Genomic DNA, 24,628 nt, shown 5'->3' on the forward strand with positions numbered 1-24,628 from the left:
TCCGTGGCGCGACTGCTACTCGGCGGCCTTCGCAAGCGGGGTCACGTGGCGGCGGCAATTCATCAGCGGCTGGATGTGTTCGCCGAAAATCTCGGTGCCGCTGATGAACTCGTCGAAGGTCAGCAGGACGCCCGCCAGGCCCGGAATCGTTGCCACCTCGTCGAGCAGCTGGGCCACGGTTTTGTGCGAGCCGATCAGCAGACCCATGTTCAGATTGACCATCGAGTCGGGGATGATGGCCTGGTGCACGCCGCTGTGCGTGCCCGACGCCTTGTCGGCGGTTGCCTGCGTGACCATCCAGGCCAGTGCCTCGAGATCGGCGCCGGCCTTGTAGGTCTCGTACTTGGCCATCGCCTCCTGGTCGGTCTCGCCGGTGATCACCATGAACAGGCAGTAGGAGGAGACCTTGCGGCCGGTTTTCGCGGCAGCCAGTTGCATGCGCCCTACGATGTCGCTGCAGGCGGTCGGCGTGTTGAGGCCTTTGCCGAAGCTGAAATTGTAGTCGGCATGCTGCGCGGTGAAGGCCAGGCCGGTATCGCTCTGACCGGCGCAGATGATCTTCATGTCGGCCTGCGGGCGCGGGCTGAGGCGACAGTCGTTCATGGTGAAGAACTCGCCCTTGAGATCGGATACGCCGGTCTCCCAGAGGTCGCGCAGGATGCGGACGTACTCGGTGGCGTACTTGTAGCGGTGGCTGAAATAGGCATCGCCCGGCCACAGCCCCATCTGGGAATATTCCGGGATCTGCCAGCCGGTGATCACATTCAGGCCAAACCGCCCGTTCGAGATCGAATCGATCGTCGAGCACATGCGCGCGCAGATCGCCGGCGGGACAGCGAGCGTCGGCACGGTCGCGAAGAGCTTGATCCGCGACGTCACCGCGGCGAGGCCGGCCATCAAGGTAAACGACTCGAGATTGTGGTCCCAGAACTCGCTCTTCCCGCCGAAGCCGCGCAGCTTGATCATCGACAGGACGAAGTCGAGACCGTAACGCTCGGCATTGAGCGTCGTCTGCTTGTTGAGCTCGAAGCTCGGCTTGTATTGCGGCGAGGTGGTGGAGACCAGCCAGCCGTTGCTGCCGATCGGAATGAAGACGCCGATTTCCATGCCGGCGGCGATGCAAGACGCGCGCCTTCTCGTCTTCGCTCCATGTGAAAGCGCTCCTCGCGTCGGTGGCATATTTCTTGCGAATGCGATGCCGCCCCAACATTGCAACGGGGTCGATACGGAGGGCGGCTCATGAGGCGGATCAACAGAAGGCTTCTTCTCAAGGGAGCCGCCGCTGGCGGCGCGATCGCGGCGACCGAAGCGGTCGCCGGATTTCCCACGGTGTGGGCGCAAAATGCGAAGGACATTACGCTGGTCCATGCCGGCGGCTCGTACGCGGCGATCAAGGAGATCGGCGAGCAGGCGACCAAGGACCTCGGCTTCAAGATCGTGATGCAGGCGATCACCGACGACGTGCAGCTCAACCGTTCGCTGACCCAGCCCACCACGATCGACATCAACAACATCGACAGCACCAAGCTGCCCTACCTCGCGGGCAAGGGCGTCCTCGCGTCGATCCCTGTGTCGAAATACAAGCTGTGGGGCGAGACGGTTCCGCTCTTCACCAAGGGCAGCTATCCCAATGGCCAGATGGCCTCCACCCAAGGTCTCGCCCCGATCGAGGCGATGTTCTACGAGGCCGCCGACGGCAAGAAGCTCGCATCCAAGCCGACCGACTTCCTGACCATGATCCCGACGATCTACAACGCCGACACGCTCGGCATCCGCCCGGATCTGGTCGGTGGCCGCGACAAGATCACGAGCTGGAAGGACCTGCTCGATCCCAAATACAAGGGCAAGTCGGCGCTGGTCGACTACGCCCCGGTCGGGGTGATGGACGTCGCCATGGCGCTCGAGGCGCGCGGCGACTTCACGTACAAAGACAAGGGCAATATGACGAAGGAGGAGATCGACAAGACCGTCAAGATCATGATCGATCTCAAGAAGGGCGGCCACTTCCGTTCCTTCTGGAGCACCTTCGACCAGTCGGTGAACCTGATGGCCTCCGGCGAGGTGGTCGTCCAGTCCATGTGGTCGCCGGCCGTCACCGCCGTCCGCAGCCGCGGCATCGACTGCTACTACGTGCCGCTCAAGGAAGGCTATCGCGGCTGGTTCGTCGGGCTGGCGCCGATGGCCCATCTCAGCGGGCTAAAGCTCGATTGCGCCTACGAATACATGAACTGGTTCAACTCGGGCTGGCAGGGCGGCTTCATCGCCAAGCAGGGTTACTACTCGGCGGTCCCGGCGACGGCCAAGAAGTTCCTCACGCCCGAGGAGTGGGACTACTGGTACGACGGCAAGCCGGCCGCCGTGGACATCAAGGACCCGTACGGCGCGCTGATGGAGAAGAAGGGCACGACCCGCGACGGCGGCGCGATCTGGGACCGCATGGGCAACATTGCCTGCTGGAACACCGTGATGGATGAGGATCGCTATCTGACGCGGCGCTGGAACGAGTTCATCTCGTCCTGAGCGTCACCTCCAGCCATGACAAGCATCGAACATGCGGCGTCTCTCCTGCACGAGGCGCCGCCGGCCGAGAATGCCGGTGAACGTGCCTCCTGGTGGCAGGTCGCGCCAATGGTTGCCGTGCTGGCGCTGTTTTTCGGCCTGCCCATGCTTGTGGTGTTCGTTGTAAGCTTCTTCGACTTCAGCCGCAGCGACATCATCCCGGCCTTCATCTTCGACAACTACGTCGAGCTTTTCACCCGAGAGGTTACGCTGCGGCTCTACGCCAGCTCGATCAAGTTCGCGCTCATCGTCTGGGCCATCACCCTGCTGCTCGGGTTCAACATTGCCTATTTCCTGGTCTTCCACGTGCGCGGCCTGCTGTTCCAGATCGGCCTTTTTCTGCTCTGCACGGTGCCGTTCCTGACCTCGAACATCATCCGCATGATCTCGTGGATCCCGTTCCTCGGCCGTAATGGAATTTTCAACCAGGCCCTCCAGGGCGCGGGCGTGACCAGCCAGCCGCTGGAGTTCCTGCTGTTCTCCGACTTCGCCGTGGTCGTGGCCTACGTCCACCTGTTCACCCTGTTCATGGTCGTGCCGATCTTCAATGCGATGGCGCGCATCGACAAAAGCCTCCTGGAGGCGGCGCGAGACGCCGGAGCGGGGCGCATCCGCACGGTATTCGAGGTCGTGCTGCCCTTGTCGCGCACCGGGATCGCCTTGGGCTCGATCTTCGTGATCACCCTGGTGATGGGCGATTCCTTCGTGGTGCGCACCATGAGCGGCGGGCAGAGCGCCTCGGTCGTCTCTGCCCTGCAGAACGAGGTCGCGGCCCTGCAGTATCCACCCGCAGCAGCGAGCGCCGTCATCATGGTGATCATCGTCACGCTGATGGTGGCGGGTATCCTGCGTCTGGTCGATGTGCGCAAGGAGCTGGCGCGATGACGGCGCACGTTCATAGCCATAGCTCTCCCTCCCCCGCTTCGCGGGGGAGGTGTCAGCGTCTTACGCTGACGGAGGGGGCGTGGCGCGAGATGGTGCGTCACACCCCCTCCGTCGCGAATTACCGCGCCGCTTCCCCCGCGAGCGGGGGAGGGAGCACTCATCCGGTAAGGAGAGGCGCTGATGTACGCGGCTGACGGCTCCCGCCCCTGGACCTTCTACGCTTTCGCGGCGTTCTTCGCGCTGTTCGTGGCCTTCCTCTACGGCCCGATGGTGGTGATCTACATCCTGTCGTTCCAGGGCCCGAACGGCGGCATGACCTTCCCGCTAAATGGCGTGTCGCTGCACTGGTTCGACGCGCTAATCTCGCAGTCCCGGGTGGGCGACATCGCCGGCTCTTTCCAGCGCTCGATCGGGCTGGCGGCGATAGTGGCGATCATCACCGTGCTGGTGTCGGTCCTGGCCGGTCTCGCCTTCCGCCGGCCGTTCCGCGGCTCGGCCTTCGCCTTCTATCTCGCGATCGCGAGCCTGATCATGCCTGGCCTTTTCGTAGGCCTCGGCATCGCGCTCACCTTCCGGCTGCTCGGCCTGCCGACGAGCTGGTGGGCGTCGGGCCTCGGCGCCCAGCTCACCTGGACGCTCCCGTTTGGGCTGCTGATCATGTTCGCCGTCCTGGGCCGCTTCAACCGCTCCTACGAGGAGGCGGCGACCGATCTCGGCGCCACCAACTGGCAGAAGCTGAAGGAGGTGACGATCCCCATGCTGCTGCCCGGCATCATCGGCGTGGCGCTGTTCGGATTTACCCTCAGCTACGACGAGATCGCGCGGACGGCATTGGCAGCTGGCGCCAAGAACACGCTGCCGCTCGAGATCTGGGCGATGACGACCAACGTCACCTCACCGACGCTCTATGCGGTCGGCGCGGTCACCACCATCGTTTCGTTCGTCGTGATCGTCGTGGCCCTCACCTCCATTGGCGCCATCCAGCGCCGGCGTAGTCGGAGCAAGACATGACCCAGGTAACGGGCAGCGGTCAGGTAGAAGTCGCAGGCGTCACCAAGCGTTTCGGCGAGACCGTCGCGGTCAAGGAACTCAGCCTCACCATTCCGCACGGCTCCTATTGCTGCCTGCTGGGCCCCAGCGGCTGCGGCAAGACCACGATCCTGCGCATGATCGCGGGGCACGAGAATCCCACGACCGGAGATGTCCGGATCGGCGGCAAGTCGGTGGTCGGCCTGCCGCAGGTCGAGCGCGGCACGGCGATGATGTTCCAGAGCTATGCGCTGTTCCCGCACCGCTCCGTGCTCGACAACGTGGCCTTCGCGCTCAAGGTGCGCGGCATCGGCCTGCCGGCGCGCCACAACACGGCCCGCGAACTGCTGACCAAGGTGCAGCTCGAGAAGTTCGCCAACCGGCTGCCGGCCGAGCTGTCGGGCGGCCAGCAACAGCGCGTGGCTCTCGCCCGCGCACTGATCACCAACCCGAAGGTGCTGTTGCTCGACGAGCCGCTGTCGGCGCTCGACGAATATCTTCGCCTGCGCATGCGCGGCGAGCTGCGCCGCGTGCAGAAGGAGCTCGGCATCACCTTCGTCCATGTGACTCACACCCAGCTCGAGGCGATCGCTGTCGCCGACATGGTCGTGGTGATGGCGCAGGGCCGCATCGAGCAAGCGGCCAGCGCCCGCGACATCTTCGTCGCGCCGCGCAACGCCTATGTCGCGCGCTTCGTCGGCGGCCAGAACGTGCTGTCCGGCACGGTCGAGAGCACGATGAATGGAACGGCGGCCATTGCGAGCGACAAAGGAGCGCGCTTCGCGTTTCCGGTCGGCGACATCCGGCCGGCGCGCGGCTCGAAGCTGTATGGCTCGATCCGCCGCGACCGTATCGGCGTCGAGAAGGTGCTGCCCGGGGCAAAGCCAGCCGGCGGGCTGAACTCGATCGTCGGCGAGGTGCACACGCTCGAGAATCAGGGATCCTACGTGAAGGTCACCATCGACCTCGACAATGGCGAAGAGTTCGTCGCCCATGTGCCGGACGACGCCTTCTTCCGCGGCCCGCTCGACATTGGCGACAAGGTCGAGGCCCGGTGGTCGGCTTCCGACATAAAGCTGCTCGACGACGGCCCGATCGCGCTCGAGGCCGCCGCGACCGAGGCGAGGGCTGCCTCGGGAAATTGATCAGCGTTGGACCGCGCGCAGGGATGCGCGCGGTCCAATGATCAGAATTCCATCTTGGTGCCCGGCTCGGCGACGATCATCTCGATCTTGCTGTCGCCCAGCGCCGCCTTGAACTCGGCCGGGGTGCCCTTGAGCATCGGGTTGGAAGCGTAGTGCATCGGCCACGCCATCTTGGGCTTGATCAGTTCCCTGGTGGCGTAGGCGGCATCCTTCGGGTCCATGACGAAATGGCCGCCGATCGGGATCAGGATCAGGTCGGGCTTGTAGTACTCGCCGATCCACTTCATGTCGCCGAACACGCCCGTGTCGCCCATGTGATAGATCTTGAAGCCGTTCTCCATCTGGATGATGAAGCCGGCCGGCTCGCCGGCCGGATAGCTCGTGTCCTTGCCGTGCTCGTCCTTGAGGATCATCTCGGAAGAATGCTCGGCGTGGGTCATGGTGATCTTGACGCCGGGGAAGGGCTCGATCGTGCCGCCCTTGTTCATGCGCGGCACGAGATTGGCCGGCATCTTGCCGAGCGTGGCCAGCCACTGGTTCATGCCTGCCGGTCCCCATATCGGCGCACTGTTGGTCTTCGAGATCTCGAGCGCGTCGCCGAGATGGTCGCCGTGACCGTGCGTTACCAGGATCAGGTCGACCTTGCCGATCTTGCCGAGGTCCTTCAGCTCGGGCGGAATCCTGGTCGCGCCCATGATCCAGGGATCGATCATGATCACCTTGCCGCCGGGTGTCGTGATCTTGAAGGCAGCCTGGCTGTACCAGAGCACTTCGGTCTTGCCCTGTGCCTGTGCGGTCCCCGCAAAGGCCAGGCAGGCAGCAACGATCATCCCCAAAAACCGAAGCATCATTCTTCCCTCCCTATCAATCGCCGACATTAATACGGGTTCCTCTTGACGAAAGAAGTCGCTTTTCCGTGAGCCACATTCGCCTACGATGCGGCGCAACATTGACCAGGGAGATCGCCCACCGATGAGCATCAAGGGCAAAGCCTACATAGCCGGCATCTACGAGCATCCGACGCGGCTCGCGACGGACATCTCGCTCGCGCAGATCCACGCACAGGTGGCCAAGGGCGCGCTCGAGGACGCGGGCCTCACCAAGGACGACGTCGACGGCTACTTCTGCGCCGGCGATGCGCCTGGCCTGGGCCCGATGTCGATGGTCGAGTACATGGGGCTGAAGCCGCGCCATGTGGACTCGACCGACACCGGAGGATCGTCCTACGTGATCCATGTCGGCCATGCGGCCGAGGCCATTGCGGCGGGCAAATGTAAAGTTGCGCTGATCACATTGGCCGGACGGCCGCGCGCCGAGGGCATGGCGACCGGCACCGTGCCGCGCTCGCGCGGCGGCACGCCGACGCCGGACGACCCGTTCGAGTTCCCCTACGGGCCGACCGTGGTGAACATGTATGCGATGTGCGCAATGCGGCACATGTACGAGTTCGGCACCACCGCCGAGCAACTCGCCTGGATCAAGGTCGCAGCCTCGCACCATGCACAATACAATCCGCATGCGCTGCTGAAGGACGTGGTCACGGTCGAGCAGGTCGTGAATTCGCCGATAATCTCCGACCCGCTGCACCGGCTCGACTGCTGCGTCATCACGGACGGCGGCGGCGCGATCGTCGTCGTCGCGCCGGAGATCGCCGCAAAGCTCAAGCGGCCCAAGGTCAAGCTGATCGGCGCCGGCGAATTCGTGAAGACCCAGATGGGCGGCAAGGTCGATCTGACCTATTCCGGTGCGCGCTTCAGCGGCGCAACGGCCTTCGCCGAGGCGGGCGTGAAGCCCTCGGACATCAAGTTCGCCGCGATCTACGACAGCTTCACCATCACGGTGCTGATGCAGCTCGAGGATCTCGGCTTCTGCGAGAAGGGCAAGGGCGGCGCCTTCGTGGCGGACGGTAACCTGATCTCCGGCGTCGGCAAGCTGCCGTTCAACACCGACGGCGGCGGGCTGTGCAGCAACCATCCTGCCAATCGCGGCGGCCTCACCAAGGTGCTCGAGGCCGTGCGCCAGCTGCGCGGGGAGGCGCATCCGAAGGTGCAGGTGAAGAATTGCGACCTCGCCATCGCGCACGGCACCGGTGGGTCGCTGGGACTGCGTCACGGCAGTTCGACCGTCATTCTGGAGAGGGAATAGTCCGATGGCCGACACCAAGGAACGCAAGCTGCCGGCGCCGGCCGTGAGCCAGGAAACGCAGGCCTATTGGGATGCCGCCGCACAGGGCAAGCTGCTGGTGCGCAAGTGCACGAGCTGCGGGCAGGCGCACCATTATCCGCGCACGATCTGCCCGTTCTGCTTCAGCGACAAGACCGAATGGATCGAGGCTTCGGGCAAGGGCACGATCTATTCCTACAGCGTGATGCGCCGCGCGCCGGTGCCCTACGCCATGGCCTACGTGACCTTGGCCGAGGGGCCGCGCATGGTGACCAATATCGTCGACTGCGACTTCGACAAGCTTAAGTGCGAGCAGGCGGTGAAGCTGGTCTTCAAGCCGACCGATGGCGGTCCGCCGCTGCCGATGTTTACGCCGGCCTGAGAGCGATCGCCCGGACGCGGCTCTCCAGAGCCGCGCCCTGGCACGTATGACCCTTTTGCCTCGTCGCGCCCGCGGTCGAGGGTTCGAGGTCAGCGAACGGCCGATATATACCGGTCAGGGCGCAGGAGCGCCGCGCGCACGCCGTTCTGCGCGAGCCAGACCTCGCCAACGCCGGGCAGCAGCACCGCGTCCGGTCTTTCGGCCGCGAGCAGGCCGGTTTCGCCGACGATCGCGAAGTGAGGACCGATCGCCTCGTCCATCAGCCGGCCGTCGGGCAGGCGCGGTTGGGGGAAGATCGTGCCGACCGGCGACGGTCTGTCGGCGCGGCAACCAGGACCGAGCTGTGGTTGGGGGAAGTCGAACATCTCCGCACCCGCGGCGAAGCGGGCATCGCGCGCCGCGGCAGCAGCCGGGTCGGTCTCCTGCAGCACGGCGCCAAGCGTCACGGCGAGCTCGATGAAGGTGCGGACATGCGGCACGCGCTCGCTCTCGTAGGTGTCGAGCAGGGAATCGGGCGCGCTGCCGCGCAGCACGGCGGTGAGCTTCCAGGCAAGATTGGCCACGTCGCGCATGCCCGCGCACATGCCTTGACCGAGGAAGGGGGGCGTCTGGTGGCAGGCGTCGCCGGCCAGCAGCAGGTTCTCCTTGCGCCAGCCTTCCTGCACGATCGAGTGGAAGGTGTAGACGGCGGCGCGCTCGATACGAGCGTCCTCCGGGCGGAGCCAGCGCTCGATCAGTGGCCAGAAGGTCGCGGGCTCGGCCACGCGCGCCGGATCGTCGCCCGGCATCAGCATGATCTCCCAGCGCCGCCGCGCGCCGCCGACATTGACGATCGTCATCGGCCGCCCGGGGTCGCAGAGCTGGACGGTGTAGTTGGGCAGCTCCTTGACGCGGCGGGAGGAGGGGTCGCACAGCAGGTCGACCACAAGCCACGGCTGGTGCAGACCGAGATCGAAGGTGCGACTGCCGATCGCGCGCCGCACCAGCGAGCGCGCTCCGTCGCAGCCCACGACGTAGTGCGCATCGAGATCGGCCACGTCGGTGACCTCGTGGCCGAGATTGACCTCGACGTGGGGGAATCGGCCGACGCCCTCGCGCAGGATCTGCTCGAGCATCGGCTGGTGGAAATACCAGTTGTTCGGCCAGCCCTGCGGGCCGGGCCCGTCGACGCCGCGGCGCACGATCAGCGTCTGGCCGGTGGCGTTGACGAAGTGCATGCCCTGCGACGACGGCCGCGCCGCCAGCGCGATATGCTCGGCTAGCCCGGCCGACTGGAAGATGCGCATGACCTCGCCGTCGAAATGGACCGCGCGCGGCAGCGGATGGATCGTGGTGTCGCGTTCGTACACCGCGACAGAGAGCCCGGCCTGCCCCAGCAGGTTCGCCAGTAGCGCACCGACCGGGCCATAGCCCACGATGGCGACGTCGTGTTTCGGGCTCACCGGCAGATCCCTCGTCCGCGCTTCGACCCGATCGGTGAGCGCCCTTTATTCGGCATGTCTCTCGTTCCTCCCTGCGCGGGGAGGTGCCCCGAAGGGGCGTGGGGGTCAAGGGCCACAATCATGGTGCGGGCCATGCCCCTCGGTGGCCGTAAGATGGCGCCCCTCCCCGCGCAGCGGCGCGCGAGGAGGAGGATGATCATACATCAGGCGTTGTGATACGCCTCACCCCTGCAGCGCTTCCCACACCCGCTCCGGTGTGGCCGGCATGTTGATGTGCTTGCCGCCGAGCGCGTCGACGATGGCGTTCATCACCGAGGGCAGGGAGCCCGCGCAGCCTGCCTCACCGCAGCCCTTGGCGCCCAGCACGTTGGTCGTGGCCGGCACCGAGTGATAGCCCATCGCGAAGAACGGCACATCGTCTGCACGCGGCAGGGCGTAGTCGGTGAAGCTGCCGGTCAGCGGCTGGCCTTCCTCGCTGTAGACGACATGCTCGAGCATCGCCTGGCCGATGCCCTGCACCACCCCGCCATGGCTCTGGCCTTCGACCAGCAGCGGATTGATGACCGTGCCGAAGTCGCCGACCATCGTGTATTTCACGATGTCGACGATGCCCGTATCGGGATCGATCTCGACCTCGCAGACATGCGTGCCGTTGGGATAGGCCGATGGCGCGGCCTCGTGGACATGGCTGACATCGAGCGAATCGGGCACGCCCTCGGGCAGCTTCATGCCGCTGCGCAGCTTCTCCGCCAGCTCCATGATGCCAATGCCGCGGTCGGTGCCGACGATGGTGAAGCGGCCGGCGTTGAACTCGATGTCCGCCGCCGAGGCTTCGAGCGCCACGCCCGCGATCAGCCTGCCCTTGTCGATCACCTTGTCCGAGGCCTCGATGATCGCTGCACCCGATGCCATGATCGACTTGGAGCCGCCGGTGCCGCCGCCCGCGATCAGCAGGTCGCTGTCGCCCTGGATCAGCTTGATCTTCTTGAACGGGATGCCGAGCTTGGTGGTCAGCACCTGGGCGAAAGCCGACCAGTGGCCCTGGCCGTAGTCGAGCGTGCCGGTGATGATGGTGACATCGCCGTTGGGCTCGAAGCGGATGCCGCCCATCTCGTTCATCGGCGGCGCGGTGACCTCGAGATAGTCGCCGATGCCGATTCCGCGCAGCTTGCCGCGCGCCTTGCTCTCTTCCTTGCGCGCGGCGAAGCCGTCGACATCGGCCAGCTCCAGCGCCTTGTCGAGCAGCGCCGTGAACTCGCCCGAATCGTAGACCGTGCCCGAGGCGGTCTTGTAGGGCATCTCTTCCGGCTTGATGTGGTTGCGCCTGCGCATCTCCACCTGATCGATGCCCATCTCGCGCGCGGCCGTCGCGATCAGCCGTTCCATGAAATAGTTGGCTTCGGGCCGGCCCGCGCCGCGATAGGCGCCGATCGGCGAGGTGTTGGTGAAGCATACCTTGGTCGACACCGAGATCAGCGGCGTGCGGTAGATCGCGGCGAGATTGCGCGTCACGCCGAGAGCGCCCATCGCGGCGCCGACGTTCGAGAGGTAGCCGCCGAGGTTGGCGTAGCCGACGAGGCGCACGGCGAGGAAGGTGCCGTCCTTGTCGAGCGCCAACTCGGCGTCGAAGTCGTGGTCGCGGCCGTGCTGGTCGCTGAGAAAGCTGCCGCTGCGCTCGTCGGTCCACTTCACCGGCCGGCCGAGCAGCTTCGAGGCATGGAACATGCCGGCATATTCGGGATAGGGCGAGCCCTTCATGCCGAACGAGCCGCCGACATTGCCGGTGAGGATGCGGACCTGCGCCGGCTTGACGCCGAGGAGCTGGGCCATCTGGTTCTTGAGGCCGAACGCGCCCTGGTTGCCGGCCTGGAACGTATAGCGGTCGGTCTCCTTGTCATAGAAGGCGACGGCCGAGCGCGGCTCCATCGCGCAGACCACGATGCGGTTGCTGATCAGGCGCAGGCGCGTGACGTGTGCGGCCTTGGCGAAGGCCTCGTCGACCTTGGGCGTGTCGCCGTAGTGGTAGTCGGCGCATACATTGCCCGGCACGTCGTCGAACACTTCGGGCGCGCCCGGCTGCGCGGCCTCGCGGGCCTCGGTGACGGCGGGCAGGGCTTCGATGTCGACCGCGACCGCCTCGGCCGCATCCTTGGCCTGCGCCTGGGTCTCGGCGACGACGAAGGCCACCGGATCGCCGACAAAGCGGACCTTGTCGGTGGCCAGCGAATAACGTGTCGGAGTCTTCATCGGCGAGCCGTCGCGCTGCGGCACCATCATCACGGTCTTGAGCGCACCATAGCCCGCCGCATTGAGGTCGGCGCCCGTCCAGATGCCGAGCACGCCCGGCATCCTGCGCGCTTCCTCCGTGTCGATGCCCTTGATGATGCCGTGCGCCACCTGGCTGCGCACCATCACGCACCAGGCCTGGTTCGGCATGTTGACATCGTCGCTGTAGCGGCCCTCACCCTTCAGCAGGGTGGGGTCCTCATTGCGCGGCACCGGCTGGCCGACGGCGAATTTTATCGAGTCGAGAGAGTCCGCAGCGAAAGGCGCGTTCATGGGCCGTCCATCAAAAAGGTGGGGTAATATCCCGTCGACTATAGCGCGAAAACGGTCTCGTATCGCGGTTCATCGCGTGTTCGTCCTGTAGTCCCTCTCGGTTACCGCTGCAAGAATGGTGCCCATCCATTGTCGGGAGGGCTGATGTCCGCGATTGCATGGGAACTGCCGGAAGACGTGCGTGCGGTGCGTGACGGGCTGATCGATTTCGCCCGCAGGGAAGTGTTGCCGCGGCATGATAGGCACCGCGAGCTGTTCGAGAATCCGCGGCTGCTCTATCGCGAGGACGGGCGATTCTCCGACGAACTGAAGGGTCTTATCGGCGAGGTACGGCGCGCCGCCGCCAAAGCCGGCTATTACAATATGTGCGTGCCCGAAGCGCTGGGCGGCGGCGGGCTGGCGCATCTTGCCTACTACGTGGGCTGGGAGGCGCTGTTCCACCTGTGCGGGCCGCAGAACTGGCTGATGCTCTATGTCATCAGCCATTGGGCGTTCGGACCGAGCCGATTGCTCGAAAAAGTCACGGAGGAGGCGCGTGAGAAGATCCTCGCGCCGATGATGGCGGGCGAGGCGTCGATGTGCTTCGGCCTCAGCGAGCCCGGCGCCGGCTCCGATGCCGCGGCGCTCTCGACCAAGGCCGTGCCCGACGGCAATGCCTGGCGCCTGACCGGTCGCAAGATCTGGACGTCCAATTCCCCGGTCGCCGACTATTGCATCGTCTTTGCGGTCACCGATCCCGAGCGGGCGGCGGCGCGCAAGGGCGGTATCTCGGCCTTCCTCGTGCCGACCGCGTCACCGGGCTTCGAGGTCCAGCGCATCATCAAGCTGTTCGGCCATATCGGCGGCGACGAGGCCGAGCTGCGGCTGGAGGACGTGCGGGTCGAGCCGTGGCAGCTCGTCGGTGAGCTGCATCAGGGCTTCGCGGCGGCGCTGTACGGCGTGTCGCTGGGCCGCATCTACAATTCGGCGCGCGCCGTCGGCTACGGCCGCTGGGCGCTCGAGAAGGCGCTCGACTACGCCCAGCAGCGCAAGGCGTTCGGCAAGGCGATCGCGGAATACCAGGGCGTCACCTTCCCGCTGGCCGAGAGCGCCATGGAGCTGCACGGCGCGCACCTGATGGGCCTCAATGTCGCTGCCCTGCTCGACCAGGGCGCGCCGGCGGTGAAGGAACTCGCCATGACCAAGGCCTACTCCGTGCAGGTCGGCTATAAGGCGGTCGACCGCGCCATGCAGACCCATGGCGCCATGGGCTTCACCAACGAGCTGGGCCTGCACCACGCCTGGCACTCGCTGCGCATCGTCAACGTCGCCGACGGCACCAACGAGATCCTCAACCGCTCGATCGTGCAGCGGCTGCTGAAGGGGGACACAGAGCTGTGATTATCCGTCATGCCCGAGCGTAACATCGTGTCATCCCGAGCGAAGCGAGGGATCTAACGGCCGCAACATAGATCCCTCGCTTCGCTCGGGATGACACGATAGGCTTGAGCGATGTCGAACCTCGATCCCGTCACGCTCACCGTCATCCAGAACGGCCTGATCCAGGTCTGCAACGAGATGGACCTCGCCTTCGTGCGCGCGGCCTTCTCGCCGGTGATCTCCGAGGGGATGGACAGGTCGGACGGCATCTACGATGCAATCGACGGCTCGCTGATCGCGCAGGGCGAGCTCGGCCTGCCGGTATTCGTCGGCACCATGCAGTTCTCGACCGGGGCGGTGATCGACCGGGTGAAGTCGCATTACGCCGGCACGGTCGATCCGGGCGACGTGTTCATCGTCAACGACCCGTATCTCGGCGGCACGCATCTGATGGACGTGCGCTTCGTTAAGCCGTTCTTCTACAGGGGCGAGCTGTTCGCCTGGCTGGCCAACACCGGCCACTGGCCGGACATCGGCGGCATGGTGCCGGGCGGCTTCTCGGCCAGCGCCACCGAGGTCGAGCAGGAAGGCCTGCGCCTGCCACCGGTCAAGCTCTGGAAGAAAGGCGTGCTGGACCAGGAGATCCTGGCCATCCTGATGAGCAACATGCGCATCGCCGACCAGCGCATCGGCGACATCAAGGCCCAGGGCGCGGCGCTCACCACCGGCGAGCAGCGGCTCGCCATGCTGATCGACCGCTACGGCGCCGGCGTGGTGAAGCAGGCGATCGCCGAGATGCGCCATCGCGCCGAGCGCCAGATGCGCGCGAAGATCGCCGACATTCCCGATGGCGTGTACGAGGGCAGCTCGCAGGTCGACAGCGACGGCGTCGTCGACGAGCCTCTGCTGATTCGGATGAAGATCACCAAGAAGGGCGAGGACCTGACCTTCGACATGACCGGCTCGAGCCCGCCCTGCCGCGGGCCGATGAACAGCGTCATCGCCACCACCAAGTCGGCGATCTACCTTGCCATCAAGCATATCTTCCCCGACGTGCCGATCAATCGCGGCACCTTCGAGCCGCTGCATATCATCGAGCCCGAGGGGACGTTCCTGTATGCGAAGTATCCGCGGCCGGTGTCGGGCTGCGCGGCCGAGGTGAGCCAGCGCATCGCCGAGGCGGTGTTCGCGGCGCTCACCCACGCGATCCCCGACCTGCTGTTCGCGGCGCCCGCCGGCACCTCGGGCAATCTCGGCGTCGGCGGCTACGATCCCGAGCGCAAGCGCAACTACATCATGTATCTCTTCACCGGCGGAGGATACGGCGGCTTCCAGGGCGGCGACGGCCTCAGCAACGGCTGCTCGACCATCGGCATCTCGAAGATGCCGCCGGTCGAGGTGCTCGAGCAGTTCTATCCGATCCTGTTCGAGGAGTTCTCCCTGCGCGAAGGCTCGGGCGGCGCCGGCGAGTTCCGCGGCGGCTTCGGCATCAACTATGCGATCAAGCTCCGCCGCGGCGAGGCGAGGGTGTCGATGGTGATGGACCACGGCCGCACCGGCCCGCAGGGCGTGCTGGGCGGCGAGGCGGGCGGCGTCAACACCGTTGTCGTGACGCAAGGCGACAAGACCTACAAGCCGCCGCATCTCTCCAAGGACCAGGATATCGAGATCGGGGTCGGCGACGTGGTCCGTGTGCAGACGCCGGGCGGCGGCGGCTTCGGCGATCCCGCCAGGCGCAAGACCGAGCTGGTCGAGCGCGACGTCGCCCGCGGCTACTACACGCCGGAACAGGCCCGCGAGAAGTTCGGCGTTCGACCATGAGCTGTAGGCGTCGTTTCGTCTTGGCCGCGGCAGCAATCGCGGCGCCCTCGATCGTTCATGCCCAGAAGAAACTCGATGTCCCGACGAAGTGGTATGCGGTGAAGGTCGAGGAGAATGCCTTCACCGTCGAGATGCCGGGTATCCCGGATCATAGGATCATCAACGATGTGTCCGCGCGCGGCACGGCTTTCGCGTTGCATTCCTACAGCCTCGAAAGCGGCGGCTTCTCCTACGTCGCTCAGACCGCGCTCTATCCGGCCGACGTCGACGTTGCCCAGCCGCGGCGCGTGCTGCAGGCGTCGCTCGATGGCCGCGCGGCGCAACTGGCCAGCCGCCAATGGGATCGCGTCGATTGGCGCCAGACCGATGCCGGCGTCGAAGCGATCGGCACCGTTCACGCCGGCACGATGCTGCGCATGATCTCGCTTCTGAGAGAGCGGCGTTTCGTGTCGCTTGCCTTCCTCGGCCCCAGCGTCACCGGCCCCGAGGCCAACCGCTTCTTCCAGTCGCTGAAGTTGAAGTGATGAGCAAGCCGCGTATCCATATCCTCGCGCTGGGCGGCACCATCGCCACGCGTCCCGATCCGACCGGCGCCATGCAGATGGGGTTGGGTGCCGACGATCTCGTCGCTGCCGTCCCGTTGCTCAATGAGGTCGCGGAGATCGGTGCCGAAACCGTGTCGCGGGTCGGCAGCCACTCGCTGTCGTTCGACCAGATCCATGCGCTCGCGGGCCGGATCCGCGGCCTGAAGGCCGATGGCGTGGTCGTCACGCAGGGCACCGACACGCTCGAGGAGACGAGCTTCCTGCTCGACCTGCTGCTCGATCTCGACATCCCCGTGATCGTTACGGCCGCGATGCGCAATCCCGCGCTGACCTCGCCCGACGGGCCCGGCAACCTGCTGGCCGCCGTGCGGGTCGCTGCCGATCCATGGGTGCGCAGGAACGCGAAGGCGCTGGGCGTGATCGCCGTGATGCTCGACGAGGTCTATGCGGCTTCGGACGTGCTCAAGGTCCATCCGACCCGGCTCAATGCCTTCGCCTCGACCCAGACCGGTCCGTTGGCCGCACTGGTCGAGGATCGCGTCGTGCCGTTCGCACTGCCGGTGCGCGATGCCGTTATCGAAGCGCGCAAGAAGCTTGCTGGGGTGAGCGGCGAGGCCGCGCCGATTGCGCTGTTCTGGATGTCGCTCGACGACGATGCCGCGCTGATGCCGCTGATGCTCGCGGCCCCGGATCGTCTCGGTTATCGCGGTGCCGTGATCGCGGCGATGGGCGGCGGCCATACGCCGGAGCGCGCCACGGAGAATGTCATCCGTCTCGCCAAGTCGATGCCGACTGTCGTCTCTCCGCGCGCCGGCGGCGGGCCGATGCTGCGCAAGACCTATGGCGGGCCAAGCTCGGAGATCGCGTTGCGCGAGGCCGGCCTGATCTGGGGCGGCCGGCTGCATCCGTTGAAGGCCCGCGTGTTGCTGGAAACCTGCCTGCGCGCCGGCCTCGATCGTGCGGTGATCGCGGAGCTGTTCGACGCCTTTGGCTAGGAACGGGAGAGCTTCGATTCGGCGAAGCCGTGCATGCCCATGTGCCACTGGAGCGCGACCACCCCACCCTTGATCGGCTGCAAGAGCCCGAGTGCCATGCCGACGATCAGCGGCAGCCCGATCGCGGCCTGCAGCCAGTAGGACGGGCTGTAGGCAATCTCGATCCACATCGCGATCGGCACGACGATGTGGCCGATGAGGATGATCACCAGATAGGCCGGAAAATCATCCGCGCGATGATAGCGGAATGGCTCGCCGCACTTCTCGCAATGGTCGGCGACCTTCAGGAAGGCACGGAACAGATGGCCTTCGCCGCAGTTCGGGCAGCGCCCCGCAAATCCGCGCATCAGGTAGGTGGCCGCACCGGTCATCGAACACTCCCTTCGTGTGCGGTTGAATATCCGTACAATATGCCATACATTCAAGGGTAAGAACGAGGATTGTATGGATTGGCTCCCGACACTCGGCGACCGGCCCGGCCCGGTCTATGAAGCCATCGTCGAAGCACTCGCCGCCGATGTGGCCTCCGGGCGCCTGCATCGCGGCGAGCGGCTGCCGACCCATCGGGCGCTGGCCAAGGCGCTGGGCGTTGATCTCACCACTGTCACGCGCGCCTACAACGAGGCGCGCCGCCGTGGCCTGACCGAGGCGCGGGTCGGGCAGGGCACCTTCGTTGCCGAGAGCCAGGCGCGCGCACCGCGCGCCGCCGCGGCCGGCATCGAATTCGACCTGTCGATGAACCTGCCGCCGGAGCCGGTCGAGGCCGATCTCGAAGGCCGCATCGCGCGCGGCCTCGATGGGTTGCGGCGCGATTACGGCCTGACCGATTTCCTAAGCTACCAGCAGGCTGGTGGCAGCGAGGCCGATCGTGGCGTCGCGGCCGACTGGCTGCGCAGGCGGGTGCGGACGGCGGCCCCGGACCGGCTGCTGATCTTCCCTGGCACGCAAACCGCGCTGATGGCGCTGCTGCTGTCTCTCACGAAGCCGGGCGATGCGGTGCTGACCGACCGCCTGACCTATCCCGGCTTCAAGTCGGCCGCTTCGGCCGCCGGGGTGCGCCTCATTGGCGTCGAGGCGGACCAGTCGGGCATGATTCCCGCGGCGCTGGAGGAAGCCTGCGAGCGGTACAAGCCCAAGGCCGTCTATCTCGTGCCGACCATCAGCAATCCGACAACGCTCACTTTGCCGTCGGCCCGGCGTGAACAGCTTGCGGCAATGTTTCGCAAGTGCGGCCTGCTGCTGTTCGAGGACGACGCCTATGGCGCATTCGAGCCCAGGCTCGCACCGATCGCGACGCTCGTTCCCGAGCGCAGCTATCTTGCCGCGACCCTGTCCAAGTGCATCGCGCCCGGCCTGCGCATGTCGCTGATGGTGACGCCCGATCGCGCTGCGGCGGCATTGCTGGGCAACGCGCTGCGCACAGTGGCGCAGATGCCCGTGCCGCTGATGGTCGCGCTTACCTTGCGCTGGCTGGCCGACGGCAGCGCTGACGCGATCATCGCTGCCATTGCCACGGAAGCGGCGGCGCGCCAGAAGCTCGCGGCCAGGGCATTGGCCGGGCAGGACTATGCCGCGCACCCGCGCGGCCATCACGTCTGGCTGCGCCTGCCGGCAGCCTGGAGCCGCCTGGAATTCGCCGCTCATGTCCAACGACAGGGACTTGCTGTTGTAACCAGCGACAGCTTCTCTGTCGACGACGCGCCCGAGCATGCGATTCGCATCGCGTTGGGTGCGGCGCGCAGCAGGGCCGACCTGGCGGGCGCACTCGATGTGCTAAGTGTCGCATTGAAGTCGCCCGTGTCGGTGTCACGTATCGTCTGAGACGGGGGACGCCATGTTCGACGCTTTCGACGCAACACTGCTGGCGCGGCTGCAGTTCGCCTTCACCGTCTCCTTCCATTTCATTTTTCCGTCGTTCTCGATCGGGCTGGCGAGCTATCTCGCGGTGCTCGAGGCGCTGTGGCTGTGGACGGGCCGCACGGTCTATCTCGACCTGTTCAAGTACTGGCTGAAGATCTTCGCGCTCGCCTTCGGCATGGGCGTCGTATCGGGCATCGTTATGTCCTACCAGTTCGGCACCAACTGGTCGGTGTTCTCCGACAAGGTCGGGCCGGTGATCGGCCCGCTGATGGCCTACGAGGTGCTGACGGCGTTCTTCCTCGAGGCCGGCTTCCTGGGCGTCATGCTGTTCGGCATGAACCGGGTCGGCAAGTCGCTGCATTTCACGGCGACGCTGGCCGTCGCTGTCGGCACCTTCATTTCCGCCTTCTGGATCCTCTCCGCCAACAGCTGGATGCACACGCCGGCCGGCCATGCGATCGCCGCCAACGGCCAGTTCGTGCCGGTTGACTGGTTCGGGGTCATCTTCAATCCATCGTTCCCCTATCGCCTCGTCCATACCGTTCTGGCGGCCTATCTCACCACAGCGCTGGTCGTGGGCGGCGTCGGTGCCTGGCATCTTCTCGCGGGCCGCAAGACCGAGGGCACTCGCGTGATGTTCTCGATGGCGATGGGCATGATCACGGTCGTCGCGCCGATCCAGATCCTGGCCGGCGACCAGCACGGCCTCAATACGCTCGAGCACCAGCCGGTCAAGGTCATGGCCATGGAAGGCCATTTCCAGAGCCATTCCGACGGCGCGCCGCTGGTGCTGTTCGGCTGGCCCGACATGAAGGAAGGCAAGGTCCTCTACGACATCTCGGTTCCGAAGCTCTCGTCGCTGATCCTGAAGCATTCGCTCGATGCGCCGCTCGCGGGGCTCGACACGGTGAAGCGCAGCGACTGGCCGCCGGTGCCGATCGTCTTCTGGGCGTTCCGGATCATGGTCGGGCTGGGCATGCTGATGCTGCTGCTCGCCGGCTGGAGCCTGCTCGCGCGGACGCGCCGGGCGCTCTATGACTGGACGTGGCTGCATCGCCTCGCGCTCGCCATGGGGCCCGCGGGCTTCGTCGCGGTGATCGCGGGGTGGGTCACGACCGAGGTCGGACGGCAGCCCTACACGGTGTACGGCCTGCTGCGCACCGCCGATTCGGTGTCGCCGTTGCAGGCGCCGGCGGTCGCCACGTCGCTCGTGGCCTTCATCTGCGTCTATTTCATCGTGTTCGGTGCGGGCGTCTACTACATCTTGCGGCTGATGAGCCAGCCGCCGCACCATGGCGAGGAAGGTCCGCACGGCAGCATGCCGGCGCGCGCCGCCGGCATCACGCCGGCCTCCGCCGTCGCGGTCACGCGAGGGAAGGTCTGACATGCCGATGGCCTTCGACCTGCCCACCATCTGGGCTTTCATCATCGCCTTCGCGATCTTCGCCTATGTCGTGATGGACGGCTTCGACCTCGGCATCGGCATCCTCTTCCCCGCCTTCTCCGAAGGCCGCGAGCGTGACTCCGCAATGAATTCGATTGCCCCGGTATGGGACGGCAACGAGACCTGGCTGGTGCTGGGCGGCGGCGGGCTGATGGCGGCGTTCCCGATGGCTTATGGCGTGATCCTGTCGGCGCTCTACACGCCGATCATCGCCATGCTGCTGGCCCTGATCTTCCGCGGCGTCGCCTTCGAGTTCCGCTGGCGCGACCCGCGCCATCGCAAGTATTGGGACGCCGCCTTCACCCTGGGTTCCATCGTGGCGGCGTTCGCGCAGGGCATCACGCTCGGTGGCCTGCTGCAGGGCATCTCCGTCGACGCACGCTCCTATTCCGGCGGCTGGTGGGACTGGCTGTCGCCGTTCAGCCTGCTGGTCGGCGTGGCGCTGGTCTGCGGCTATGCGCTGCTTGGTGCCACATGGCTGATCATGAAGAGCGAAGGCTCGCTGCTCGATCATTGCTACCGGTTGGCCTTGCGCTTCGCGGTCGCGACCATCGTCGGCATGGCGGCAGTGAGCGCCTGGACGCCGTTCCTCGCCAACGACTACTACCTTCGCTGGTTCGCCTGGCCGCAGGTGCTGTTCACCGCGCAGGTGCCGCTGCTGGTGGCGGTGGCCTCGGTCGGCTTCTTCTTCGCGCTGCGCCACAAGCGCAGCTACTGGCCCTTCCTGATCGCGCTCGGCCTGTTCGCTCTCGGCCTGATCGGGCTCGGCATCAGCCTCTATCCCTATGTGGTGCCGCGCGCGCTCACGATCTGGGACGCCGCAGCACCGGCCAAGAGCCTCGGCTTCATGCTCGTCGGTGCCGCGATCATGGTGCCGATCATCCTGATCTACACCGGCTATGCCTACTGGGTGTTCCGCGGCAAGACCGGGCATGAGGGCTACCACTGATGCCCGCGCCGCGGCAGTGGCTGTGGTTCGTCGCTCTCTGGGCCGGCGGCGTCGGGGTGACCGCGATCGTCGGCTACGCGATCAAGCTCTGGCTCATGTAGTCCGTCGGGCTGGCCTGCAATTGAAGGCCAACGGCTTGGCGCTGCCGTTCTGGCGCAGGACGGCGAGGTCGTCGCGCCCCGACCATTCCACCGTGGCGTCGGCATAGCGGAAGCCGTCCCCGGTCGGCTGATACTCGGTGCGCCAGGTCCTATTGTCCAAAGTCACCGATGCGCGGTTCTTGGCGTAGACCACGGCCACTTCCTTGCGGCCCTCGCAAACATAGGCGATGCCCGCCGGCGTCGCATCGTCGGGTGCTGGCCGTGCGATCGGGGTCCAGGCCGTCGTCGGACCCTGGTTGCAGGCTCCGAGCGGCGTGAGCAGCACGAGAGCGGCAATCGACAAGCGACGCATCCTGCGGTTTCCTCCCGGGGCGAATTTCAGCGGCGCGAGCTTATCTGGCTCGCGTGAGGGAGCAATGCAACAAATGCCACACGTAAAATTGCGCGACGGCGCAGAGCTCTATTACGAGAAGTACGGCAACGGACCGCCCTTGCTGCTCGTGCCGGGACTGGGCGGCGACGGCCGATGGTGGGGCGAAAATGCGGCAAAGCTCGCCGGGGAATTCACGGTCGTCGTGCACGATCACCGGGGCACCGGCCGCAGCACACTCTCGAAGATCGACTACAGCGTCGCCCAGATGGCCGACGATGCGCTGCAGCTGATCGACGCCCTGGGCTTCGAGAAGGTTCATTGGTGCGGCCATTCCACCGGCGGCGCGATGGGCCAGGTGCTGGCGATCGAGCACCCCGAACGGATCGACCGGCTGGTGCTGAGCGCCACCTGGGCCAGGACCGACGCCTTCTTCCGGCGACTGTTCGAGACACGTGCATTGATGCTGAAAGAGCTGGGGCCGGCCGCCTACCAGAAGTCGAGCGCGCTGTCGCTCAATTCGCCCTGGTGGGTGCGCGATCACGATGCCGAGCTCACGGCGGCGGAGGCGAAGGCAAACGAGACCATTCCGATCCCGGAGATCGTGTTGTCACGCATTGCGGCGATCGTGGCGCACGACCGGCGCGATCAGTTGCAGAAGGTCAGGGCGCCGACCCTGGCGATCTGTGCGCGCGACGACATGGTGACGCCGCTCTATTTCACGGAAGAGCTGGTTCGATCGATCCCCAACGCCCGCGCTTACGTCCTGCCGGATGGCGGGCACTTCTATCCGAACGTGCATGGCGGCGAATTTCGGCGTGTAATGACGTCCTTCCTGCTGGAGTCCTGAATCGCATGAACATCGAGCCCAAGATCGCCGCCGCATCCGCCGAGCTGACCGCCATCCGCCGCGACATCCATGCGCATCCCGAGCTGGGTTTCGAGGAGGAGCGCACCAGCCGCATCGTCGCCGAGAAGCTCCGGGAATGGGGTGTCGAGGTCGCCACCGGGATCGGCAAGACCGGCGTGGTCGGCACGATCCGGGTCGGCAACAATCCGACCGCAATCGGCCTGCGCGCCGACATGGATGCGCTGCCAATGGACGAGCACAACACCTTCGACCATCGCAGCCAGCACAAGGGTCGCATGCATGCCTGCGGCCACGACGGCCACACCACCATGCTGCTCGGCGCCGCGAAGTATCTGTCGGCGACGCGCAACTTCGACGGCACTGTCCACTTCATCTTCCAGCCGGCCGAGGAGGGCCGTGGTGGCGCCGAGGCGATGGTCAAGGACGGGCTGTTCGACAAATTTCCCTGTGAGCAGATCTTCGGCATGCACAATCGTCCGAAGCTCGATGTTGGCAAGTTCGCGATCCGCTCCGGACCGCAGATGGCCGGTGGCGGGCTGTTCGACGTCCATATCACCGGCAAGGGCGCGCACGGCGCACGTCCAGAGTCGGGCATCGATCCCGTGATCATCGCCACGCAGATCATCTCGGCACTACAGAGCGTCGTGTCGCGCAACGTCGCGCCGCTCGATTCGGCGGTGATCTCCGTGACCCAGATGCATGCCGGCGACGCCTACAACGTGATCCCGCAGGAGGCGGTGCTGCGCGGCACTATCCGCGCCTTCCGCAAGGAGACGATGGCTCTGGTGAAAGAGCGCATCGAGACGATCTCCGAGGGTATCGCCAAGACGCTGGGCGGCAGCGCCAAAGCCGATGTGCGCGTGGTCTTTCCGCCGCTGGTCAACGACCGGGATGCGGTGAAGTTCATCGCCGACGTCGCGGCCAGGATCGTCGGCGACGAGAACATGAATCGCGAAGGGCCGTACGTGATGGCCTCCGAGGATTTTTCCTACATGCTGGAGAAGGTGCCGGGCGCCTTCATCAACATCGGCAACGGCGGCGGCGAAGGCGGCTGCGAGGTCCACAATCCGGGCTACGATTTCAACGACGAGATCATCACGCTCGGCGCCACCCTGTGGTCGCGTGTGGTGGAAACCAGGCTGGCGAAGGATGCCCGCTAACGTTCGGCTCTGGATCGACTATGTAAGCCCTTATGCCTTCGTTGCGAAGGCGTGGGCCTATGACCTCGAGCGCGACTACGACCTCGTGCTCGAATGGCGGCCGTACACGCTGGACATCGCTTCGTTCCAGCAATCGGTCGCCGAGCGCGATCCGCATCACTGGCGGCGGGTGCGTTACGCCTACATGGACGCGCGCCGGTTCGCCAACAAGCAGGGCTTGATCCTGAAGGGACCGACCAAGGTGTTCTATGCCCGGCCCGCCAACGCCGGAATGCTCTACGCGCAACAGCACGGCGCCTTCCGCCGCTACAACGACCTCGTCTTCGACCGCTTCTGGCGGCGCGAGCTCAATCCCGAAGATGTCGCTGCGGTGGAAGCGTTTCTGATCGAAGCCGGCGCGCCGCCGGGCTTCGCTGCGTTCCTGGCGGGCGAGGGCGGAGCGCTGCATGACCAGCTCCGCACCGAGGCAGAGGCCTCGGGAGTGTTCGGTGTTCCCACCTTCGTGTTCGACGGCGAGCTGTTCTGGGGTGGCGACCGGATCGGCCTGCTGCGTGAGCGGCTGGACGAAAAGGCCGTCAGGCGGCGCTAGGCGTCCGGCGGCTGGTCGACAGTCCGTTCGATGCGCTCGTGCAGGGTTTTCACCTCGCCGCGCTGCTTGCTGGCACGGTCCTTGAGCAATCGCTTGGCGCGGCGAAACGCGTCGTGCACGGCTGCCTGGGCGTTGGCGAAATGGTTGTCGTTCTGGGGCGCGTGGTCGATGTTCACGTCGATTCCGCCCGGCAGGCTGAGGTGAACATTGACGGCGAACTGGGACGTCCGGTGATGACGGTCGGGGATCCGCACCACCACGTGACAAGCGGTCATCCGGCCATAGAGCTTCTCGAGCGCCTCGACGTTCTCGCCGATCAGGATGCTGAGGGCTTCGCTGGCATCGCCACCCTGGAAGCTGATTTTCAGGGGTGTCTCCATCGTGCCCTCCTTGGTTCGTT

Annotated in this window: 23 protein-coding genes; 16 read left to right on the plus strand and 7 right to left on the minus strand. The window is 65.9% G+C overall.

Going from position 1 to position 24,628, the window contains the following annotated elements; all coding sequences use genetic code 11:
- Positions 1-15: 15 nt before the first annotated feature.
- Entirely contained in the window at positions 16-1,107 is a 1,092-nt protein-coding gene (gene rutA / locus ACQY8M_RS12760) for a pyrimidine utilization protein A (RefSeq protein WP_428672477.1), read from the minus strand.
- A gap of 132 nt (positions 1,108-1,239) precedes the next feature.
- Between rutA and ACQY8M_RS12765 the strand changes: the two genes are divergently transcribed.
- The 4 genes from ACQY8M_RS12765 to ACQY8M_RS12780 all read left to right on the plus strand — a co-directional run bounded on the left by ACQY8M_RS12765 (position 1,240) and on the right by ACQY8M_RS12780 (position 5,618).
- Positions 1,240-2,520, plus strand: coding sequence for an ABC transporter substrate-binding protein (locus tag ACQY8M_RS12765; RefSeq protein ID WP_428672479.1), 1,281 nt, complete (start codon positions 1,240-1,242; stop codon positions 2,518-2,520).
- Between the two features lie 15 nt (positions 2,521-2,535).
- The gene (locus ACQY8M_RS12770) at positions 2,536-3,444 is read left to right on the plus strand and encodes an ABC transporter permease (RefSeq protein ID WP_428672481.1); all 909 of its coding nucleotides are present in this window, start codon (positions 2,536-2,538) and stop codon (positions 3,442-3,444) included.
- A 180-nt stretch (positions 3,445-3,624) separates the two neighbouring features.
- The gene (locus tag ACQY8M_RS12775; protein ID WP_428672483.1) at positions 3,625-4,455 is read left to right on the plus strand and encodes an ABC transporter permease; all 831 of its coding nucleotides are present in this window, start codon (positions 3,625-3,627) and stop codon (positions 4,453-4,455) included.
- Positions 4,452-5,618: an ABC transporter ATP-binding protein gene (locus tag ACQY8M_RS12780; protein WP_428672485.1), complete on the plus strand. Its 1,167-nt coding sequence runs from the start codon at positions 4,452-4,454 to the stop codon at positions 5,616-5,618. The genes ACQY8M_RS12775 and ACQY8M_RS12780 overlap by 4 nt, the downstream gene beginning before the upstream one ends.
- Before the next feature lie 41 nt (positions 5,619-5,659).
- On the opposite strand, the gene ACQY8M_RS12785 is transcribed toward ACQY8M_RS12780, so the two are convergent.
- Entirely contained in the window at positions 5,660-6,469 is an 810-nt protein-coding gene (locus ACQY8M_RS12785) for a metal-dependent hydrolase (RefSeq protein WP_428672487.1), read from the minus strand.
- 121 nt (positions 6,470-6,590) lie between these two features.
- On the opposite strand from ACQY8M_RS12785, the gene ACQY8M_RS12790 reads away from it, so the two are divergent.
- Positions 6,591-7,763, plus strand: coding sequence for a thiolase domain-containing protein (locus ACQY8M_RS12790; protein ID WP_428672489.1), 1,173 nt, complete (start codon positions 6,591-6,593; stop codon positions 7,761-7,763).
- 4 nt (positions 7,764-7,767) lie between these two features.
- Positions 7,768-8,163: a Zn-ribbon domain-containing OB-fold protein gene (locus ACQY8M_RS12795; protein WP_428672491.1), complete on the plus strand. Its 396-nt coding sequence runs from the start codon at positions 7,768-7,770 to the stop codon at positions 8,161-8,163.
- An 89-nt stretch (positions 8,164-8,252) separates the two neighbouring features.
- On the opposite strand, the gene ACQY8M_RS12800 is transcribed toward ACQY8M_RS12795, so the two are convergent.
- A complete protein-coding gene (locus ACQY8M_RS12800; protein ID WP_428672493.1) occupies positions 8,253-9,605 on the minus strand; it encodes a bifunctional 3-(3-hydroxy-phenyl)propionate/3-hydroxycinnamic acid hydroxylase in 1,353 nt (450 codons plus the stop codon).
- A gap of 222 nt (positions 9,606-9,827) precedes the next feature.
- Complete coding sequence (locus ACQY8M_RS12805; protein ID WP_428672495.1) at positions 9,828-12,164, minus strand: xanthine dehydrogenase family protein molybdopterin-binding subunit; 2,337 nt, start codon at positions 12,162-12,164, stop codon at positions 9,828-9,830.
- Between the two features lie 144 nt (positions 12,165-12,308).
- On the opposite strand from ACQY8M_RS12805, the gene ACQY8M_RS12810 reads away from it, so the two are divergent.
- From ACQY8M_RS12810 to ACQY8M_RS12825, 4 genes are all read left to right on the plus strand, one after another.
- Positions 12,309-13,544, plus strand: coding sequence for an acyl-CoA dehydrogenase family protein (locus ACQY8M_RS12810; protein WP_428672497.1), 1,236 nt, complete (start codon positions 12,309-12,311; stop codon positions 13,542-13,544).
- A gap of 111 nt (positions 13,545-13,655) precedes the next feature.
- Complete coding sequence (locus tag ACQY8M_RS12815; protein ID WP_428672499.1) at positions 13,656-15,344, plus strand: hydantoinase B/oxoprolinase family protein; 1,689 nt, start codon at positions 13,656-13,658, stop codon at positions 15,342-15,344.
- Positions 15,345-15,364: 20 nt separating this feature from the next.
- Entirely contained in the window at positions 15,365-15,868 is a 504-nt protein-coding gene (locus ACQY8M_RS12820; RefSeq protein ID WP_428672501.1) for a hypothetical protein, read from the plus strand.
- Complete coding sequence (locus tag ACQY8M_RS12825; RefSeq protein WP_428672503.1) at positions 15,868-16,884, plus strand: asparaginase; 1,017 nt, start codon at positions 15,868-15,870, stop codon at positions 16,882-16,884. Before ACQY8M_RS12820 ends, ACQY8M_RS12825 begins: the two co-directional genes overlap by 1 nt.
- Here ACQY8M_RS12825 and ACQY8M_RS12830 read toward each other — a convergent pair.
- Positions 16,881-17,255 (minus strand): DUF983 domain-containing protein, encoded by a 375-nt coding sequence (locus tag ACQY8M_RS12830; protein ID WP_428672505.1) that lies wholly within the window; start codon positions 17,253-17,255, stop codon positions 16,881-16,883. The two genes, ACQY8M_RS12825 and ACQY8M_RS12830, sit on opposite strands and share 4 nt — an antisense overlap.
- Positions 17,256-17,328: 73 nt before the next feature.
- Between ACQY8M_RS12830 and ACQY8M_RS12835 the strand changes: the two genes are divergently transcribed.
- From ACQY8M_RS12835 to cydB, 3 genes are read left to right on the plus strand one after another with little or no spacing between them, the layout of a single operon-like run.
- Entirely contained in the window at positions 17,329-18,705 is a 1,377-nt protein-coding gene (locus ACQY8M_RS12835; RefSeq protein WP_428672507.1) for a PLP-dependent aminotransferase family protein, read from the plus strand.
- A gap of 13 nt (positions 18,706-18,718) precedes the next feature.
- Positions 18,719-20,128 carry a cytochrome ubiquinol oxidase subunit I gene (locus ACQY8M_RS12840; RefSeq protein WP_428672509.1) on the plus strand — a complete coding sequence of 470 codons (1,410 nt, stop codon included), beginning with the start codon at positions 18,719-18,721 and terminating at the stop codon, positions 20,126-20,128.
- A 1-nt stretch (position 20,129) separates the two neighbouring features.
- On the plus strand, positions 20,130-21,137 hold the full coding sequence (gene cydB / locus ACQY8M_RS12845; protein WP_428672511.1) for a cytochrome d ubiquinol oxidase subunit II: 1,008 nt from the start codon (positions 20,130-20,132) through the stop codon (positions 21,135-21,137).
- A gap of 93 nt (positions 21,138-21,230) precedes the next feature.
- Here the strand turns inward: cydB and ACQY8M_RS12850 are convergent, their stop codons facing one another.
- Entirely contained in the window at positions 21,231-21,590 is a 360-nt protein-coding gene (locus tag ACQY8M_RS12850) for an MliC family protein (RefSeq protein ID WP_428672513.1), read from the minus strand.
- Between the two features lie 73 nt (positions 21,591-21,663).
- On the opposite strand from ACQY8M_RS12850, the gene ACQY8M_RS12855 reads away from it, so the two are divergent.
- The 3 genes from ACQY8M_RS12855 to ACQY8M_RS12865 are packed head-to-tail and all read left to right on the plus strand — an operon-like array spanning position 21,664 to position 24,228.
- Entirely contained in the window at positions 21,664-22,458 is a 795-nt protein-coding gene (locus tag ACQY8M_RS12855; protein ID WP_428672515.1) for an alpha/beta fold hydrolase, read from the plus strand.
- Positions 22,459-22,463: 5 nt separating this feature from the next.
- Complete coding sequence (locus ACQY8M_RS12860) at positions 22,464-23,639, plus strand: M20 aminoacylase family protein (protein WP_428672517.1); 1,176 nt, start codon at positions 22,464-22,466, stop codon at positions 23,637-23,639.
- Positions 23,629-24,228, plus strand: coding sequence for a DsbA family protein (locus tag ACQY8M_RS12865; protein ID WP_428672519.1), 600 nt, complete (start codon positions 23,629-23,631; stop codon positions 24,226-24,228). Before ACQY8M_RS12860 ends, ACQY8M_RS12865 begins: the two co-directional genes overlap by 11 nt.
- Here ACQY8M_RS12865 and ACQY8M_RS12870 read toward each other — a convergent pair.
- Positions 24,225-24,608, minus strand: coding sequence for an HPF/RaiA family ribosome-associated protein (locus ACQY8M_RS12870; RefSeq protein WP_428672521.1), 384 nt, complete (start codon positions 24,606-24,608; stop codon positions 24,225-24,227). The two genes, ACQY8M_RS12865 and ACQY8M_RS12870, sit on opposite strands and share 4 nt — an antisense overlap.
- Between the last annotated feature and the right edge of the window lie 20 nt (positions 24,609-24,628).

Source organism: Reyranella sp. (genome assembly GCF_965279465.1).
Classification (GTDB): Bacteria; Pseudomonadota; Alphaproteobacteria; order Reyranellales; family Reyranellaceae; genus Reyranella.

Excerpts from the sequence above, each read along its gene's own strand:
- rutA (WP_428672477.1), bottom strand. The coding sequence starts at position 1,107 with ATGGAAATCGGCGTCTTCATTCCGATCGGCAGCAACGGCTGGCTGGTC.
- ACQY8M_RS12765 (WP_428672479.1), top strand. The coding sequence starts at position 1,240 with ATGAGGCGGATCAACAGAAGGCTTCTTCTCAAGGGAGCCGCCGCTGGC.
- ACQY8M_RS12770 (WP_428672481.1), top strand. The coding sequence starts at position 2,536 with ATGACAAGCATCGAACATGCGGCGTCTCTCCTGCACGAGGCGCCGCCG.
- ACQY8M_RS12775 (WP_428672483.1), top strand. The coding sequence starts at position 3,625 with ATGTACGCGGCTGACGGCTCCCGCCCCTGGACCTTCTACGCTTTCGCG.
- ACQY8M_RS12780 (WP_428672485.1), top strand. The coding sequence starts at position 4,452 with ATGACCCAGGTAACGGGCAGCGGTCAGGTAGAAGTCGCAGGCGTCACC.
- ACQY8M_RS12785 (WP_428672487.1), bottom strand. The coding sequence starts at position 6,469 with ATGATGCTTCGGTTTTTGGGGATGATCGTTGCTGCCTGCCTGGCCTTT.
- ACQY8M_RS12790 (WP_428672489.1), top strand. The coding sequence starts at position 6,591 with ATGAGCATCAAGGGCAAAGCCTACATAGCCGGCATCTACGAGCATCCG.
- ACQY8M_RS12795 (WP_428672491.1), top strand. The coding sequence starts at position 7,768 with ATGGCCGACACCAAGGAACGCAAGCTGCCGGCGCCGGCCGTGAGCCAG.
- ACQY8M_RS12805 (WP_428672495.1), bottom strand. The coding sequence starts at position 12,164 with ATGAACGCGCCTTTCGCTGCGGACTCTCTCGACTCGATAAAATTCGCC.
- ACQY8M_RS12810 (WP_428672497.1), top strand. The coding sequence starts at position 12,309 with ATGTCCGCGATTGCATGGGAACTGCCGGAAGACGTGCGTGCGGTGCGT.
- ACQY8M_RS12815 (WP_428672499.1), top strand. The coding sequence starts at position 13,656 with ATGTCGAACCTCGATCCCGTCACGCTCACCGTCATCCAGAACGGCCTG.
- ACQY8M_RS12825 (WP_428672503.1), top strand. The coding sequence starts at position 15,868 with ATGAGCAAGCCGCGTATCCATATCCTCGCGCTGGGCGGCACCATCGCC.
- ACQY8M_RS12830 (WP_428672505.1), bottom strand. The coding sequence starts at position 17,255 with ATGACCGGTGCGGCCACCTACCTGATGCGCGGATTTGCGGGGCGCTGC.
- ACQY8M_RS12835 (WP_428672507.1), top strand. The coding sequence starts at position 17,329 with ATGGATTGGCTCCCGACACTCGGCGACCGGCCCGGCCCGGTCTATGAA.
- ACQY8M_RS12840 (WP_428672509.1), top strand. The coding sequence starts at position 18,719 with ATGTTCGACGCTTTCGACGCAACACTGCTGGCGCGGCTGCAGTTCGCC.
- cydB (WP_428672511.1), top strand. The coding sequence starts at position 20,130 with ATGCCGATGGCCTTCGACCTGCCCACCATCTGGGCTTTCATCATCGCC.
- ACQY8M_RS12850 (WP_428672513.1), bottom strand. The coding sequence starts at position 21,590 with ATGCGTCGCTTGTCGATTGCCGCTCTCGTGCTGCTCACGCCGCTCGGA.
- ACQY8M_RS12855 (WP_428672515.1), top strand. The coding sequence starts at position 21,664 with ATGCCACACGTAAAATTGCGCGACGGCGCAGAGCTCTATTACGAGAAG.
- ACQY8M_RS12860 (WP_428672517.1), top strand. The coding sequence starts at position 22,464 with ATGAACATCGAGCCCAAGATCGCCGCCGCATCCGCCGAGCTGACCGCC.
- ACQY8M_RS12865 (WP_428672519.1), top strand. The coding sequence starts at position 23,629 with ATGCCCGCTAACGTTCGGCTCTGGATCGACTATGTAAGCCCTTATGCC.
- ACQY8M_RS12870 (WP_428672521.1), bottom strand. The coding sequence starts at position 24,608 with ATGGAGACACCCCTGAAAATCAGCTTCCAGGGTGGCGATGCCAGCGAA.